Consider the following 15,529-nt stretch of genomic DNA (forward strand, 5'->3'; position numbering starts at 1 on the left):
CGAACAGAATGCCGTTCTTGTTAAGTCGTAGAGCTGCATTATTGATCACAAACATAAATCGGACGTATGGGAATTCTCTAAACATGTAGCCGTTGTAGCCGGTTACGGCTATGTGTGATGGTGCAGTTCCTTCGCAGGGACCGGGAAGCGATCGGGTGATGCCTCTGGTCAACAGACCGCCTCTGGTGCCGCCGGGACGCACGCCCAAGTCGGCGGTCGTTGCGCTACACGGCGAATGGCTCTCAGGGGCGATCTCAGAGCCGCGCTTCCTGGTGATCATGGCCACGGGGCAGACGTTCCATACGGGTGCGTCCGGGACGGCCTGCCCATGGCGTGGTGGGCTCGGCCGGCTCAGCAGGGAGGGTGTCGTGTGCGCTCCCGCCGGGACCTTCCGCAGACCTGGCGATACCGTTGTGTGCTCGAACGCTGATCTCCGACTGGAGGAGCAGGTGGAGATAGGGCCCGACAGCCGGGTGATTCGCAAGTACCGGCTACGACCGACGCAGTTGGTGTTCATCACCGGCCTTCTCGGATTGCCGGGCATTCCGTTGGCGGGCTCGATCGTGCCGGAGGACGACCTGTCCGTGACTTTCAAAGCGGGCTCGATCGTGCTGATGAGCACTGTGTATCTCGCCATCATCTGGTTCTGGCGGGCGGCGACCATCGTCTACCGGGACCACATCGTGGTGCGGCAGCTGTTTCGGACCCGCAAGGCAGTGTGGTCCGACGTGTTGAGCATCGAGATCGAGAACAATCCGGGTTCGTCCAGGACGATGCTGCTCGACCGCGAAGGCCGACTGTTCCCTCTGCCGGGGGGAGTTGGAGCGCAAGCTCACGAGGTGCGAGCCATCAAAGACATATGGGAGCGGTCCCGTGGCGAGGGTTGGATGCCCCCGGATGAAGCCATCATCCTGGCGGCCCAGTACCGCGCCCGGGCGCAAACCTCCGCGATTGTGTGGGCGACCTTCTTGGCGGTTGGTTCATTCCTCGCGCTGTTGGTGTCCGGGCTCGTCTTTGGAGCCAAGTCGGAATGGGACAGCGACGAGATCCCATGGCTATTCCAGGCGATCGGCTTCGTGCCGGTGGTGGTGTTCGTCGCCGTGTATCAGGTCGCTGTCCGCCTCCTCCGCCGCCGCCACACGGCATACGTGCACTGACCGGTCTACCGGCGACCACCCTTCCTCATACTCGAGGTCGTCTGGCCGGACAAGGAGGGCTTTCCCTTGGTAACCGCAAAGGGGCGAGCGATATCGGCAACGGCAGCCCCAGCTGTGGCTGCCTCCCAAGGCTCACCCGGCCGGTGTCTGGACCCAGGACTTTGAGTGCTCGGCAGGCGCGTCGGCACCGACCACAACCGCAAAGGAACGCCGATGTTCGATCTCCAGCGTGACGGTGATGTCCATGTCCTGCGCTTCGACGACGACGAGAACCGCTTCACCCCCGCCTTCCTGGACGGGTTCCACGAGGTGCTCGACACCCTGGAGAAGGCCGAAGGACCCGGCGCGCTGGTGACCGTCGGGACCGGGAAGTTCTACTCCAACGGCCTGGACCTCGACTGGCTGTCCGCCCACGGGGACCAGTTCGAGCCGTACGTCGGTCGGATCCACAGGATGTTCGCCCGGCTGCTCACGCTGCCCATGCCGACCGTGGCCGCCGTCAACGGGCACGCGTTCGCGGGCGGTGCCATGCTCGCGCTCGCCCACGACTTCATCGTGATGCGCAGCGACCGCGGCTATTTCTGCCTGCCGGAGGTGGACCTGGGGATCTCGTTCACCTCGGGAATGGGCGCGCTCATCCAGGCGCGACTGACCGCCGCCACGGCCCACGAGGCGACGATCACCGGCCGCCGCTACCCGGCCGAGGAGGCGGTGACCGCGGGCATCGTCTATCAGGCTGTCCCCGAGGCCGAGGTACTGCCCAGGGCGGTGGAACTCGCCGCCTCGCTCGCCGGCAAGGACGGCGCGACGGTGGGGAAGATCCGTACGGGGCTGTACGGAGCGGTGATCGAGACCCTGACGGATCCGGCCGTGCTCGACTGAGAAGGCCAGCACGCCTCCTGGCGGGTGATTCAGCGACCCATTCCGGTACGCGGGTTGGTACGCGACCGCAGCTGGTGGACGACGCTGCCGACGTGGACGAGATCGTCACCGAGCGGCTGCGAAGACAGCAAGCCCTCGCCAGGGACCGTCCGCCATTCTTGCTGGCCGTCATGGACGAAATGGCGTTGCGTAGGCTCACCGGTGGGCCGGTCGTGATGAAGGATCAGCTTGCGTGGCTCCTGGAAGCGCCTATAGCCACGGCGACCGGGCCGGCCGTTGGGGAGCGCAGGCGATGGCGGAACAGACGATCGCGGATTTCTGGTTCGACCCAGCGTGTCCGTACACGTGGATCACTTCCCGGTGGATGCTGGAGGTGGAGAAGGTCCGGCCGGTCACGGTGCGATGGCACGTGATGAGCCTGTCGGTTCTCAACGAGGGCCGGGACGACGATCCGGAAGGCGACCCGGAGGGCTACCTGTGGGTTCCCGTGCGGATCTGCGTCGCCGCGGAGCGCAGGTACGGTCAGCAGGCGCTCGCCAGGCTCTACACCGCGCTGGGCAACCGGTTCCACGTCGGCAGCGCCGACTGGCACGCCCTCCCGGATGCGCTGTCCGATGCCGGGCTGCCGCCTGAGCTCGCCGAGGTCGGCATGTCGACGGACCACGACGACGCGGTGCGCGCATCGCACGCGGAGGGCATCGGCCTGATCGGCGACCATGTCGGCACCCCGGTGATCTCCGTCGCGGGCGCGGATGGAAAGCGGATCTCGTTCTTCGGTCCGGTCGTCTCCCGGATACCCCGGGGAGAGCAGGCCGGGCGGCTGTGGGACGGCACGCTGCTGGTGGCCGGCGTACCGGGCTTCCACGAGCTCAAGGGCACCCCCCATGAGGAGCCGGTCTTCGACGACCTGGAGTGAAACCACCGGGCCGCATGGTCAGACCCTCGGCGGGCGCCCGCTCCCGGGCGCCCGCCGCCAGTTCGCCTAGATGGTCGGTCAGGCGATGCCGGCTCCGAAGCGGTCACCGCTGGCGGGGATGCCGTCCTGTCCGGAGACCAAGGTGGAAGGGGCGCCGGTTCCACCGCGGAAGCGGGTCATGGGTACCCCGTGCACGATGCCCTCAGGATGCTCGGCGTCGTCGGGGGCACCGATCCAGAGGGTGTCGCCGGACTCGGCGATGACGGCACCGAAATGTTCACCGGATTGCCGCCGGCCTGCTGGGATGTCGCTCTGGCCCTGCCAGAGCAGGAGGTCGGCGGCTCCGGGGTCGCCGCGGAGCGAGAAGACGTGGACGGCTCCGCCGCCGGAGTCCTCGCCCGTGGCGCTGACGGCCAGTGTCAGTACATCGCTGCCCTGGTTGAGGCCGGAGGCGTTGAAGGCGTTGACGGTCTGCCCGAACCTGTCACCGGACTCGGCTGTGTCGTCGATGCCATCGACGTCCTGGTGTAGCGCCTGGACCTCGACGGCGGAGGTCGTCCCCGTCGTGACGGTGTGCGCCATGCCGGCGTCGGCCGCACTCCCCAGGTCCTCGCCCGGAACGCCGATGGCCAGCCGGCCGGCGAAGTCGGGACCCCAGGCCGGGAGGAGGAGCGAGACGGACTCTCCGAACCGGTCACCGGCCTCCGCCGCGCCGCTTATCGTGCTGAGGTCCTGGGACAGGGAGTAGTCGGCGAAGGTCGGACCCATGCCGTTGAACACGTGGACCATCCCGGCGCCTTTGTCCGCGCCGATCGCCTCACCGGGCGCGCCCACCACCGAGTTCCCGGTGACCGACGCGCCGAACTCATCGCCCGCCTCGACGGCCCCGTCGACGCCGGCGGTGTCCTGTGTGATGCCGAAGGTTCCGAGTACCTCGCCGCCAATGGACGGGTCGGTATAGAAGTGGCGGGAGTAGACCATCCCGGCGTCGGCCTTGCCGCTGATGTCCTCGCCCGGCACGCCTATGAGCAGGGCAGGGTAACCGGCACGACCCTTGCTGTAGGACAGGGCGGCGCCGAACCGGTCCCCGGCCTCGGCGGTGCCGGCGAATTTGTCCTTGCCCTGCACCCATACCGCGGGCGCCTTGCCCGTGCCCAGCCCACTCGGTGACCCGTAGATCACATGGGTCGTGCCCGCGTCCTTGGCCGTGCCGACGTCCTCGGCTGGCACCCCGACGACGACGTCGACGCACTGATCGTCGTCGACATCGCCGGTCGTCACGACGGCGCCGAAACCGTCCCCGGCTTCGGCGCCGTCCCCGACCAGACCCATTCCCTGGGTGAGGGACTGGGGGGTCACGCCACCGCCGTAGATCACCCGGACGGCACCCGCGTCCGCGATGCCGTCCACGGAAGCACCGGGGTCACCGACGACCAGGTCCGAGCGGCCATCGCCGTTGAAATCGGGACCGCTCGCGCAGTCGCTCGCGGACGCCGCACCGGCAACCGACAGTGGCAGGGACAGGCCGGCCGTGAGGGCCGCCGCTGCTAGGGCAGCGCGAAGTCGCATGCAGCCTCCAATGCGAAAAAGATCAAGAAGGGAGCCGCAACGTATCCATTCGCCGGGTATTGGGCAATGGTGCGCGGTTCGTGGTGAATGCCACAGTTGAAGTGGTAAACCGATGGACGACACGCGTGTCCCCGATACCGGGCGACCCGGTCGGCCAGTGGCCCACGGCGCGCTGATGCGCGAGAATCGACCCCATGGCCAGCGACTTCGCGGCCGGAGAGGCGCAGTGGCGCGAACGGCTGGGCCGGCTCCGCGACGTCGTCCGGCAGGAGCTCGTCACCCGCCGGCTGCGCGACCATCTGCCCGATCGGCCGTCCCGGCGGGTTCTCGACGTCGGATGCGGCCAGGGCACGCAGGCTCTCGCGGCGGCTCGCCGAGGTCACCACGTGACCGGGGTCGACTCGTCCCCGGTGCTGCTCGAGGACTTCACGGCGGCACTCGCGGCCGAGCCGCCGGAGATCCGCGCGAGGGTCCGCCTGGTCCAGGGCGACGCGGCCCGGCTGGCCGAGCTGTTCGCTCCGGCCGGGTTCGACGCGGTGCTGTGCCATGGCGTCCTCATGTACTTCGCGGACCCGGCACCGGTGCTGGACGGCATCGCCGCCCTCCTGGCGCCGGACGGCATCGTGTCTCTGCTCGTACGCAACGCGGAGTCTCTCGCGATGCGGCCGGGGCTGGCCGGGGACTGGGCGACGGCACAGCGGGCCTTCGGCGACGTCACCTACCGCAACCGGATCGGGGTGACCGCGCGGGCCGACCGGCTCGGCGAGCTGATGGCCGCACTGGCCGGGCGCGGCCTCGCGGTGCGCGCCTGGTACGGCGTCCGGGTGTTCACCGATCACGCCCCCGGCGACGCCCCCGTGCCGGAGCCCGCCGAGCTCGCCGCACTGCTCGCATGCGAGGAACGGGCCGGGTGCACCGATCCCTACCGTGGCGTCGCCCCGCTCGTCCACTTGATCGCGGACCGGGACTAGCCCGTTCGCCGGGCCCGCCGGCGGCGCGCCTACCCCGCTCAGCGGAGCGCGGCCCCGGCGTCGCTCCGCACCGCGTGAGCCTCGGGACCGGCGGCACGGCGGGCCACGAGCGGTTCGCACAGCAGCACGACGAGCGCGCAGGCCGCGATCACGGCGCCGGCCAGCGGGACGGCACGCGGTCCCGTGTGCGGCAGCAGCAGGCCGCCGATGAGCGCGCCGCCGGAGATGCCGACGTTGAAGGACGCCGAGGTGCCGGCCGCCGCGATCTCCGATCGGCCGGGGGCCACCTGCAGGGTCCTGCTCTGCAATGCCGTCACCAGCGCGCCCATCGAAAAGCCCGACAGCGCCATCAGCCCGGCCGCCGGGAGCCGTGCGGTGCCCACGACGTACAGCCCGAGCAGCGTGACCGTCAGCAGCGTCACCGGAATGACCATCGCCGTTCGCGGGGCACGGTCGACGAAGAGGCCGAACCCCGCCGTGCCGACGATCCCGGTCACTCCCGAGAGCAACAGGAGCGGGCTGATCGCGGCCGCGGAGAAACCGCTCACGTCGGTGAGGAAGGTCGTGATGTAGGTATGCCAGGTGAACTGGCCGAGGATGATCAGCCCCGTGGTCACCACCACGATCCAGTAGCGGCGGGTGTCCGGCGTGGTGCCGGTGGCGGCGTGGCCCTGCCCTGGTGGCTCCGTCGGCAGCAGGGCGATGACCGCGACGAACGTGAGCGCGCCGAGCGCGCTCAGGGCCAGGAATGCCGCGCGCCAGCCGGACTGCTGGCCGAGCCAGGTGCCCGCTGGGACGCCCGCGACGATGCCGAGGGAGCTCCCGGCGAACAGCACGGAGAGGACCCGGCCTCGTACCTCGGGGCGGAACAGGCCCGCGGCCGTGATGCCCGCCACCGACCAGAAGATCGCCTGCGACAGCGCGGTGACGACCCGGGCCGCCAGCAGCACCGCGTAGCTGGAGGTCGAGACCGACACCACGGTGGCGACCACGAACACGGCCAGCAGGCCCGAGAGCAGGAAACGGCGCGGGATCTGCCGGGTCCAGTGGGTCAGCGGGACGGAGACGATCGCCACCGTCACGCCATAGCCGGTTACGAGCAGGCCGACGGCCGACAGCGACACCCGCAGATCCTCCGCGATGACCGGCAGCAGGCCGATCGGCAGGTTCTCCGTCGTGACATAGGCGAACGCCGACACCGCCAGGGCCACCAGGGCGCCGACCGAGGCCAGCGCGCTGCGGGTGGCCGGGCCCGGGGGGAGCCCGGCAGGTTCACGACCCGCTCCGTCGTCAACTCCGCTCATCGGGTAGCCCCGTGTACTCGAACCAGTCGAAGTCGGCGACGTTGGTGCTCTGCGCCCCGTTGGCGCTCGCGTACATCCCGACATAGGCGCCGGTGAAGCCGCCGGCCACCGGTGAGCTGAGGATCCGGCCGTCGACCGGACCACCGAGCCGCCGCCACCGCCCCGGCTCGGTGGCGTAGCGCATCTGGTACTCCTGCTCGTGCGCCTCGACGGCCAGGTGGACGCGACCGGGGGCGATCGGTTCCTCGGCCAGCACCGTGTCGACGCCGTCCGCCCGCCAGACCAGCCGCAGGCCCCGGGCGGTCACGACGAGCAGGATGTGGAAGTCGTGGTTCTGCACGAGGGCCAGCCCGGCGCATTCGCCGTCACCGCGTGGCGTGAAGTCGAGCGCGGCGTGCGCCGCGAAGCGAAGGTGCTGCTGCCGGCGGGCGACCAGGCTGGGGCTCGCGAGGTCGGTCAGGCTCTCGGGCCGCAGCCGGAGCCGCAGGTGCCCGGGCCGTTCGGCGAGGCTCCAGAACGGTTCGCGCGGCGTGCGCAGGACATTCCAGTACGGAGCCAGCGAGGGGGCGTCGAAGTGGTCGCAGGCCGGTTCGGCCGGCCACCGGCAGGCGGGCAGTTCGGGTGCGGGGTGGACGTCCTCGACCGGACCCGCGACCGGCCAGCCGTCCTCCCAGCGGACCGGGGTCAGGAACGTCTCCCGGCCCAGGTTGTAGAAGTAGCCGCCGCTGGGCCGCATGGCGAGCAGGACCATCCACCATTCGCCGGTGCCGGTGACCACGAGATCGGCGTGCCCGGTGCCGACGATCGGGTGGTCGAGCCCGAGATGCCGGTGGGTGAGGATCGGGTTACGCGCAGCGCCTTCGTACGGTCCGGCGATCCGGTCGGCGCGGGCCACCGTGACCGCGTGGTCGTGCTCGGTGCCGCCCTCGGAGGTCAGCAGGTAGTAGCGGCCGTCCACGCGGTAGAGGTGCGGGCCCTCGGACCACACCGCGCCCTTGGCCGCGCCGTCCCAGATCACGTGCTCGTCGCCGACGAGCTTCAGGTTCCCGGGGTCGAACTCGCGCAGCCAGACCTCGGCGTGCCCCTCGTAGCGGCCGGTGAGCCGCGAGGCGGTGAACCAGGCCCGGCCGTCGTCGTCGAACAGCAGTGACGGATCGAAGCCTTCACCGTCGAGCCAGTGCGGATCCGACCACGGACCCGCGGGGTCGGTCGCCGTGACGACGAAGTGACCCGACCGCGCCGGCCCGTCCACCAGCGTGCAGATCACGTAGAAGGTGCCGCGGGTGTGGCGAATGGTGGGGGCATAGAGGCCGCCGGACGGCCGGATCCCGTCGAGCGCCAGCTGGGCGGGCCGGTCGAGCACGTGACCGAGCGGCCGCCAGTGGACGAGGTCGCGGCTGTGGAAGATCGGCAGGCCGGGGAACCACTCGAAGCTCGATGTCACCAGGTAGTGGTCGGACCCGACCCGGCAGATCGACGGGTCGGGATGGAAGCCCGGGAGGATCGGATTCCGGAACCCTCTCGTCTCGCCTTCCGCAGGCACCCTCACGCTTCCTTTCGTCGTCGACCGGTCAGCGTCGACCCGACGGCGTCGACCCGACGGCGTCGACCGGTCAGCCTCGACCGGTCAGCAGGGCGTGATCCGCACCGGGACCGAGAGCACCCGGTCGGCGCCGAGGACCCGCGTCGGGCCGTCCAGGGTGAAGCAGGCGCGCAGCGGCAGGTCTTCGCTGGAGGGGCCGACCCCCACCTCGAACAGCCCCGGCTCGACGATGCGCTCCAGATCACGCCCGGTGAACGAGGTGCGGTCCGCGTGCACGGTGAACTCGGCCCGGGCCGCGCGGCCGGGTTCGAGACGCATCCTGGCCCAGCCGGCCAGCCAGCGCACCGGCCGGACGACCGAGGCGACCGGATCGGACAGATACAGCTGTACGACCTCGGTGCCGGCGTGGTCGCCCACATTGCGCACGACGGCGCTGACCCGGATGGAACCGTCGGTCGCCGCGGACGCGTCCACGTGCAGGTCGGAGTACTCGAACCGGGCCCAGGTCAGGCCGTGACCGAACGGGTAGAGCGGGGTGGGGTCCACTGAACTCCACGCGTTGCGTCCGCCCAGCCGGGGGCGGAGGTACGTGCCGGGCTGTCCGCCCGGGTGACGCGGCACGCTCACCGGGAGCCGCCCCGACGGCTCGACCCGGCCGGAGAGGATCCCGGCCAGCGCCCCGGCGCCCTCCTCGCCGGGGAAGAACGCCTGGACCACCGCGGCGGCCCGGTCGGCGAGGTCGCCGAGCGCGTACGGCCGGCCGGACAACAGCACGATGACGGTGGGCGTCCCGGTGGCGAGCACGGCCTCGGCGAGCTCGGCCTGGCGGCCAGGGAGCACGAGGGTCTCGGCGTCACACCCCTCACCGGAGGTGCCCCGGCCGAACAGGCCGGCGCGGTCGCCGAGCGCGAGCACGCACACCTGCGCCCGCCGCGCGGCGTCGGCGGCGGAGGTGATGTCGGCGTCCCGCGAGACGGCGACGTCGGAGGCGGGCGCCGCGTCGAGCACCGCGCCGGGCAGCTCGGAGCGCAGCGCGGTGGCGAGTGCCGGGAACTCCACGCCCATGGGCATGTCGGGGTGCTGGCCGCCCATGTGGTTGGGGAAGGCGTAGCAGCCCATCATGCCGAGCGGGTCGTCGGCGAGGGGGCCGACCAGCGCCACCCGGGTGGCCCGCAGCGGCAGGGTCCCGTCGTTGGCGAGCAGGACGATCGACTCCTCCGCCAGCCTGCGCGCCAGGTCGCGGTGCTCGGGCGGGTCGAGACGCGTGGCGTCGGTCACGGGCGCCACGGTGTCGGCCAGGCGCTGATCCCAGTCCTCGTCGAGCAGGCCCAGCTCGCCCTTGAGGGTGAGCACCCGGGTCGCGGACCGGTCGAGGAGCTCCTCGGGCAACGCGCCGCGGCGTACCTCCTCGAGCAGCGGCTCACCGTAGCAGCGCACGGTCGGCAGCTCCACGTCGACACCGGCGCGTAGAGCGAGCGCGCCCGCCTCGCCGTGCGAGCCGGCGACGGCGTGCAGGCTCTCCAGGTGGGAGATTCCGTAGTAGTCCGCGACGACCAGGCCGGTGAAGCCCAGCCGGTCGCGGAGCAGGCCGGTCAGCAGCCGTTCGTCGGCGGCCGCAGGGATTCCGTCGATGTCGGTGTAGGAGTGCATGACCGCTCGCGCGCCGCCCTCGCGCAGCGCCATGACGAACGGCTCCAGCACGACGTCGGCGAGCTCGCGGGGTCCGATGGGCGTCGGCGCCATGTTCCGGCCGCCGCGTGATGAGGCGTAGCCGGCGAAGTGCTTGAGGGTGGCCACCACGCCGGTTCGTTCGAGCCCGCGGACGTAGGCGCTGCCGATGACCCCGACGAGGTACGGATCCTCGCCGATGGACTCCTCGACCCGGCCCCACCGGTAGTCGCGGACCACGTCGAGCACGGGCGCGAGGCCCTGGTGCACCCCGACCGACCGCATGCTCGCGCCGATCGCCGCAGCCATCTCGCCGACCAGCTCCGGGTCGAAGGACGCGCCCCAGGCCAGTGGGCACGGGAACACACTGGCCGACCAGGTCATGAAACCGGTGAGGCACTCCTCATGCACGATCGCGGGGATGCCGAAGCGGTTCGCGCGGGCGACCTGGGTCTGCAGCTCGACGAGCCGCTCGACCCCCTCGAGGGGCGACACCGGAGCCGTGCCGAACACCCGGGTGAGCTGGCCGAGGCCGGCCTTGATGACCTGGTCGAGCGAGGGCGCGGGCTCGCTCCCGTCGTCGTCGACGGGCGCCACGGGTGCCCCCGGGTCGGCCGGCGTCGCCCAGAACGCCGAAAGTTGACCCGCCTTCTCCTCCAGGGTCATGAGCCGCAGGAGGACGGCCACCCGGTCGGCCATCGGGAGGCTGGGGTCGCGCCACGTCTCGGCCGTGGCCTGATCCTCGCCTGACATCGCGCTCATCGGCTGCTCGCCTTCCTCGTCGCTTCGGTCATCGGGAACCTCCGTCTCGGTGAACCTGGCGGTCGGGTCGACCTAGTCGCGTGGGGGAGCGGCGGTGGAGTGCCGGATGCGCAGTTCGGTGGCGAGTTCGACCCGTGTGCTCACCAGCGACTGGCCGTCGAGGAGCTGGAACAGGGTGCGCGCCGCGGTGCGCCCCATCTCCTCGAGCGGCTGTCGTACGGTCGTGAGCGGCGGGGAGAGCCAATCGCACATGGGCAGGTCGTCGAAGCCGACGACGCTGAGGTCCTGGGGTACCCGTAGGCCCGCCTGCCGGGCCGCCTCGTAGGTGCCCATGGCCTGCTGGTCGCTGCCCGCGAAGATCGCGGTCGGCGGGTCGTCGAGGTCGAGCAGGTCCTGCGACTGGCGGAACGCCCCTTCGTGCCGGAAGTCGCCGTACCGGATCAGCCGTCGGTCGATCTCGATGCCCGCGCGTTCGAGCGCCGCCCGGTAACCGTCGATGCGGGCCTGGCTGCAGAGCATCTCGCGCGGGCCGCCGATGACGGCGATCCTGCGATGCCCGAGCGACAGCAGATGCTCGGTCGCCGCGAGCCCGCCGGCCCAGTTGGTGGCGCCCACGCTGGCGATGTCGCTGTCGGGCAGGTTGACCGGATCGATGACGACGAGCGCGACGCCGGCCCGTTCGAGCTGCTCACGCTGCTTGTGCGTCATGCGCGAGGTCACGAGGATGACCCCGTCGCTGTGGTGCAGCGCGGGAAGGCTCGTCCAGCTGGGCGGGCGGGCGTCCTCGTCGCGTACGAGTGAGACCACGGCGCCGACCCCGCGGTCGGCGCACTCGGACTCGACGCCGCGCAGGATCTCGATGGCCCACGGGCTGTCGAGCCCGCCGATGACCAGGTCGATCAGACCGGAACGTCGGGCTCGCCGCCCGCCCGGCGCCAGGTAGTTGTGCGACTTCAGCAGGCCCTCGACGCGCTCTCGGGTGGCCGGGGCGACATCGGTCCGGCCGTTGAGGACCTTCGAGACGGTGGCCTGGGATACCCCGGCCTCCTCCGCGATGAGAGCGAGCGTGGGGCGCGAGTGCTGCTCACTCACGGGCTCGGCCCTCTCCGGACGGCACCCGCCCCAACGAGCTTACTTGGCACAAGTGCTCTCCTTAGCTGCTGTTGATTGCGAACAGTATCGCAATGTTTCGACGACTCCTAGACCGGTCTTGGACGTGTCCGAGCGCGGCTGCGAACGCAGGCAGGCTCGGCGCATTATGGCCATCGTCAAGATCCTTCGGTACGGGCCTTGACCGATGGAGAGGCCTTTCCTAGGGTACGGCAGCAACACGGTTCGACAGATTTTCGAAATAGTTGCGAAACGCGGTCGAAATACCGCACCCATCACCGGCACTGCCCGACCCCGAGCCCAGGAGGTCCCTGATGGGCCCCGAACCCCTCTCTCGCCGCACCTTCCTCTCCGCAGCCGGGCTGGCCGGCCTGTCCATCCCCATACTCAGCGCCTGTGGCGGCGACGACTCCGGCAACTCCGACAGCGCGACCGAGCAGGTCACCATCGAATGGTGGAACATCGCGACCACCGAACCGGGGAAGTCGCTGTGGCCGAAGCTCGCCAAGGAGTATGAGGCCGCGCACCCCAACGTGAAAATCAAGTTCGTCGCGACCGAGAACGACGCGTACAAGGCCAAGATGACCGCCCAGACGGCGTCCGGCAAGCTGCCGGACATCTTCCATACCTGGGGCGGAGGCGTACTGAAGCAGCAGATCGACGCGGGGCTGGTGAAGGACCTCACCAAGGACGTCGCGCCCTGGGTGGGCACGCTGCTGCCGGCCGCCCTGGCGGCCTACAAGTTCGACGGCAAGACGTACGGCATCCCGTTCGACACCGGCATGGTGGGGTTCTGGTACAACAAGGAGCTCTTCGCCAAGGCGAAGATAGACACGCCGCCGGCCACCTGGGCGGAGTACCTCGAGGCCATCCGCGCGCTCAAGGGGGCGGGGGTGACCCCGATCGCGCTGGCCGGCAAGGAGAAGTGGCCCGGCATGTACTACTGGGCCTACCTCGCCATGCGGGTCGCGGGGCTCCCGGCGCTGCAGCAGACCTACACCACCAACGACTTCAACGGTCCGGGCTTCGTCCAGGCCGGCCGGCACCTCAAGGAACTCGTCGACCTCGACCCCTTCCAGCGGGGCTTCCTCAACGCCTCCTACCCGACCTCTGACGGGCAGGCCGCCCAGATGGGGAACGGCAAGACCGCCATGGAGCTCATGGGGCAGTGGGCGCCGTCGGTCCAGAGCGACGCGGGCAAGGGCATCGGTGACGACCTGGGGTTCTTCCCCTTCCCCACAGTCGACGGCGGCCAGGGCACTGTGACCGAGGTCTTCGGCGGCGGTGGCGGCCATGCTCTCAGCAAGGACGCGCCCAAGGCCGCGGTCGACTTCCTCAAGTGGTTCGGGTCGCTCGAGATCGACCGCCGTCTCGTGCAGTCGAAGGGCTACCAGCCGGTCGTCAAGGGCGCCGAGAGCGAGCTGACCGACCCGAACCTGAAGGTCGTGAACCAGGCGCTGGTCAACTCGACCGGGTTCCAGCTCTTCCTCGACCAGGGCTTCCCGCCCGCGGTCGGCCAGGAGGTCAACGACAGCGTCGCCGCCCTCATCGCCGGCAAGTCGACCCCGGAGAAGGTCACGCAGGCGATCACCCAGACCGCGAAGAGCCAGTAGCCCGACCAGGCCGCGACGACGAGGCACGGCCGGGCCGGCACGGGCTCGGCCGGCGCCTGGAGTGAATGAATGGCACTTTCCACCCTGAAAGACGGGCAGTCCGAGGACGCGCTCGCCGAGCACGCGACGGGCAAGGCGGCGCCCGGCCGCGCGATGCGCCGCCGGCGGCGCTGGAACCGGGTCACGATCATCCTGTTCCTGCTGCCGGCGCTGGTGCTGTTCACCCTGCTGGTCCTAGCGCCGATCTTCGTCGCCCTGTACGCGAGCTTCTTCAGGTGGGGCGGCTTCGGCCTGCCGAGCGACTTCATCGGGTTCGAGAACTTCACCCGGCTCTTCCAGGACGAGGTCTTCCTCGGCGACCTCTGGCGAGGGCTGCTCCTGATCCTCTTGTCGATCGGGATCCAGCTGCCGTTCGCGCTCTCCATCGCCGTGCTGCTCAACCAGCGGCTGCGGGGGCGCGCGTTCTACCGGTTGCTGTTCTTCGCGCCGTATGTCCTGTCCGAAGTGATCACCGGCGTCCTGTTCACCATGATCTTCTCGCCGGACGAAGGGCTGGCCAACCATCTCCTCGGGATGGTGGGTCTGGGACATCTGAACCCGACGTGGTTCGCCGACGAGTCGCTGGTGCTAATCACCCTGTTCCTGGTCATGACCTGGAAGTACTTCGGCTTCCACATGATCCTCTACCTGGCCGGCCTGCAGAGCATCCCCAAGGAGGTGCTGGAGGCGGCCTCGATCGACGGCGCTGGCAGCTGGCAGCGGTTCCGCCACGTCACGCTGCCGCTGCTCGGCCCGACGATCCGGATCAGCATCTTCCTGTCGGTCATCGGGGCGATCCAGCTGTTCGACCTGGTGTGGGTCATCACCCAGGGCGGGCCCGTGCATGCCTCGGAGACGATGTCGATCACGATGTTCCAGTTCGGCTTCAAGCGCTACCAGGTCGGCTACGCCAGCGCCATCAGCGTCGTGATGTTCATCATCAGCTTCGTCTTCGCCGTCTTCTACCAGCGCTACGTGATGCGGCGCGACACCGAAGGAGCCGTCACCGCCATGCGAGGCCTGCGATGACCACTCACGCCGCTCACCGCAAGAGGCCCCGCCGGGCGGCGGCCATGCTCCGGTCGCTGTCCACGCACGCGCTCATCTGGGTGATCGGGGCGTTCATCGTCGTTCCGCTGCTCTACGGCCTGATCTCGGGATTCAAGACCACCAGCGACCTCTCGACCAACCCGATCGGCCTGCCGGACGAGTGGGAGACCGGGAACTACACCGAGCTCCTGCAGTCGGGTCCCTTCTGGCGGCAGATCTTCAACAGCACGTTCATCGCGCTGGCGACTGCGTTCATCACGGTCGGGGTCGCCGCGCTCGCCGCGTTCGTCTTCGCCCGCTTCGCCTTCCGCGGGCGCGAGGCGATGTTCACCCTCTTCACGATCGGACTGATGTTCCCGTTCGCAGTGGCGATCCTGCCGCTGTTCGTGATGCTAAGGAGCTTCGGCCTGCTCGACAACCCGCTTGGGGTGATCCTTCCGCAGGCGGCCTTCGGACTGCCGATCACGATCATCATCCTGCGCGGTTTCTTCCGCACGATTCCGGGCGAGCTCGAGGAGGCCGCGACGATCGACGGCTGCACCGCCTTCGGCTTCTTCTGGCGGGTCCTGCTGCCCATGGCACGTCCGGCGCTGGCGACCGTGTCAGTGCTCGCGATCGTGACGAGCTGGAACAACTTCTTCCTGCCGCTACTGGTCTTCACCGACCAGCAGTGGCTCACGATCCCGGTCGGCATTCAGCAGTTCAAGGGCCAGTACTCGCAGGACACGGCACGCATCCTCGCCTACGTCGTGCTCGCCATGGCGCCTGCACTCGCCTTCTACTCCGTCGCCGAGCGGCATCTCATCGGCGGTCTCACCACCGGCGCCACCAAGGGCTGACCCATGCCCGTCCACAGCACGTCCCGCCCCTGCCGTTCCCTCGCATCGGTCGCATCCCGGCGCCGTACCGCGTCCAGCCGTAACGCGTTAAGCCGTACCCGTTAAG

The 15,529-nt window shown here is 69.8% G+C and carries 14 protein-coding genes; 8 read left to right on the forward strand and 6 right to left on the reverse strand.

Translation table 11 applies throughout. The features are described 5' to 3' along the window. A partial coding sequence (locus HKK72_RS39770; protein ID WP_222720539.1) for a hypothetical protein occupies window positions 1-286 on the reverse strand: 286 nt, incomplete at its 3' end. 220 nt (window positions 287-506) lie between these two features. On the opposite strand from HKK72_RS39770, the gene HKK72_RS09800 reads away from it, so the two are divergent. From HKK72_RS09800 to HKK72_RS09810, 4 genes are all read left to right on the forward strand, one after another. Beyond that, window positions 507-1,157 carry a hypothetical protein gene (locus tag HKK72_RS09800; protein WP_222720540.1) on the forward strand — a complete coding sequence of 217 codons (651 nt, stop codon included), beginning with the start codon at window positions 507-509 and terminating at the stop codon, window positions 1,155-1,157. Window positions 1,158-1,370: 213 nt separating this feature from the next. Then, the gene (locus HKK72_RS09805; RefSeq protein WP_187233972.1) at window positions 1,371-2,039 is read left to right on the forward strand and encodes an enoyl-CoA hydratase/isomerase family protein; all 669 of its coding nucleotides are present in this window, start codon (window positions 1,371-1,373) and stop codon (window positions 2,037-2,039) included. Window positions 2,040-2,131: 92 nt separating this feature from the next. Then, window positions 2,132-2,452 (forward strand): Scr1 family TA system antitoxin-like transcriptional regulator, encoded by a 321-nt coding sequence (locus HKK72_RS42710; protein WP_410050290.1) that lies wholly within the window; start codon window positions 2,132-2,134, stop codon window positions 2,450-2,452. Continuing rightward, window positions 2,347-2,955, forward strand: coding sequence for a disulfide bond formation protein DsbA (locus HKK72_RS09810; RefSeq protein ID WP_410050291.1), 609 nt, complete (start codon window positions 2,347-2,349; stop codon window positions 2,953-2,955). The genes HKK72_RS42710 and HKK72_RS09810 overlap by 106 nt, the downstream gene beginning before the upstream one ends. Before the next feature lie 78 nt (window positions 2,956-3,033). Here HKK72_RS09810 and HKK72_RS09815 read toward each other — a convergent pair whose 3' ends face one another. Next, entirely contained in the window at window positions 3,034-4,524 is a 1,491-nt protein-coding gene (locus HKK72_RS09815) for a hypothetical protein (protein WP_187233974.1), read from the reverse strand. Between the two features lie 194 nt (window positions 4,525-4,718). On the opposite strand from HKK72_RS09815, the gene HKK72_RS09820 reads away from it, so the two are divergent. Continuing rightward, window positions 4,719-5,495 carry a class I SAM-dependent methyltransferase gene (locus tag HKK72_RS09820; RefSeq protein WP_187233975.1) on the forward strand — a complete coding sequence of 259 codons (777 nt, stop codon included), beginning with the start codon at window positions 4,719-4,721 and terminating at the stop codon, window positions 5,493-5,495. A 38-nt stretch (window positions 5,496-5,533) separates the two neighbouring features. On the opposite strand, the gene HKK72_RS09825 is transcribed toward HKK72_RS09820, so the two are convergent. The 4 genes from HKK72_RS09825 to HKK72_RS09840 all read right to left on the reverse strand — a co-directional run bounded on the left by HKK72_RS09825 (window position 5,534) and on the right by HKK72_RS09840 (window position 11,864). After that, on the reverse strand, window positions 5,534-6,799 hold the full coding sequence (locus tag HKK72_RS09825; protein ID WP_187233976.1) for an MFS transporter: 1,266 nt from the start codon (window positions 6,797-6,799) through the stop codon (window positions 5,534-5,536). Beyond that, a complete protein-coding gene (locus HKK72_RS42075; RefSeq protein WP_187233977.1) occupies window positions 6,786-8,342 on the reverse strand; it encodes a glycoside hydrolase family 43 protein in 1,557 nt (518 codons plus the stop codon). The genes HKK72_RS09825 and HKK72_RS42075 overlap by 14 nt, the downstream gene beginning before the upstream one ends. Before the next feature lie 84 nt (window positions 8,343-8,426). Beyond that, complete coding sequence (locus HKK72_RS09835) at window positions 8,427-10,772, reverse strand: glycoside hydrolase family 3 N-terminal domain-containing protein (RefSeq protein ID WP_222720541.1); 2,346 nt, start codon at window positions 10,770-10,772, stop codon at window positions 8,427-8,429. Window positions 10,773-10,844: 72 nt separating this feature from the next. Next, complete coding sequence (locus HKK72_RS09840; RefSeq protein WP_187233978.1) at window positions 10,845-11,864, reverse strand: LacI family DNA-binding transcriptional regulator; 1,020 nt, start codon at window positions 11,862-11,864, stop codon at window positions 10,845-10,847. Window positions 11,865-12,196: 332 nt separating this feature from the next. Here HKK72_RS09840 and HKK72_RS09845 point away from each other — a divergent pair, with 332 nt between their 5' ends. The 3 genes from HKK72_RS09845 (at window position 12,197) to HKK72_RS09855 (ending at window position 15,423) form a co-directional block, all read left to right on the forward strand. After that, window positions 12,197-13,495 (forward strand): extracellular solute-binding protein, encoded by a 1,299-nt coding sequence (locus HKK72_RS09845; RefSeq protein ID WP_187233979.1) that lies wholly within the window; start codon window positions 12,197-12,199, stop codon window positions 13,493-13,495. A gap of 69 nt (window positions 13,496-13,564) precedes the next feature. Next, complete coding sequence (locus HKK72_RS09850) at window positions 13,565-14,563, forward strand: carbohydrate ABC transporter permease (protein ID WP_261986693.1); 999 nt, start codon at window positions 13,565-13,567, stop codon at window positions 14,561-14,563. Continuing rightward, window positions 14,560-15,423, forward strand: a complete 864-nt coding sequence (locus HKK72_RS09855) for a carbohydrate ABC transporter permease (RefSeq protein ID WP_261986694.1) — start codon at window positions 14,560-14,562, stop codon at window positions 15,421-15,423. Before HKK72_RS09850 ends, HKK72_RS09855 begins: the two co-directional genes overlap by 4 nt. Window positions 15,424-15,529 lie beyond the last annotated feature (106 nt).

The organism is Actinomadura sp. HBU206391 (genome assembly GCF_014323665.1).
Taxonomy (GTDB): Bacteria; Actinomycetota; Actinomycetes; order Streptosporangiales; family Streptosporangiaceae; genus Actinomadura_C.

What these genes read in the sequence shown, in the direction of transcription:
- HKK72_RS09815 (WP_187233974.1), bottom strand. Translation starts at nt 4,524, where the DNA reads ATGCGACTTCGCGCTGCCCTAGCAGCGGCGGCCCTCACGGCCGGCCTG.
- HKK72_RS09850 (WP_261986693.1), top strand. Translation starts at nt 13,565, where the DNA reads ATGGCACTTTCCACCCTGAAAGACGGGCAGTCCGAGGACGCGCTCGCC.
- HKK72_RS09835 (WP_222720541.1), bottom strand. Translation starts at nt 10,772, where the DNA reads ATGAGCGCGATGTCAGGCGAGGATCAGGCCACGGCCGAGACGTGGCGC.
- HKK72_RS09825 (WP_187233976.1), bottom strand. Translation starts at nt 6,799, where the DNA reads ATGAGCGGAGTTGACGACGGAGCGGGTCGTGAACCTGCCGGGCTCCCC.
- HKK72_RS09855 (WP_261986694.1), top strand. Translation starts at nt 14,560, where the DNA reads ATGACCACTCACGCCGCTCACCGCAAGAGGCCCCGCCGGGCGGCGGCC.
- HKK72_RS09820 (WP_187233975.1), top strand. Translation starts at nt 4,719, where the DNA reads ATGGCCAGCGACTTCGCGGCCGGAGAGGCGCAGTGGCGCGAACGGCTG.
- HKK72_RS09805 (WP_187233972.1), top strand. Translation starts at nt 1,371, where the DNA reads ATGTTCGATCTCCAGCGTGACGGTGATGTCCATGTCCTGCGCTTCGAC.
- HKK72_RS09845 (WP_187233979.1), top strand. Translation starts at nt 12,197, where the DNA reads ATGGGCCCCGAACCCCTCTCTCGCCGCACCTTCCTCTCCGCAGCCGGG.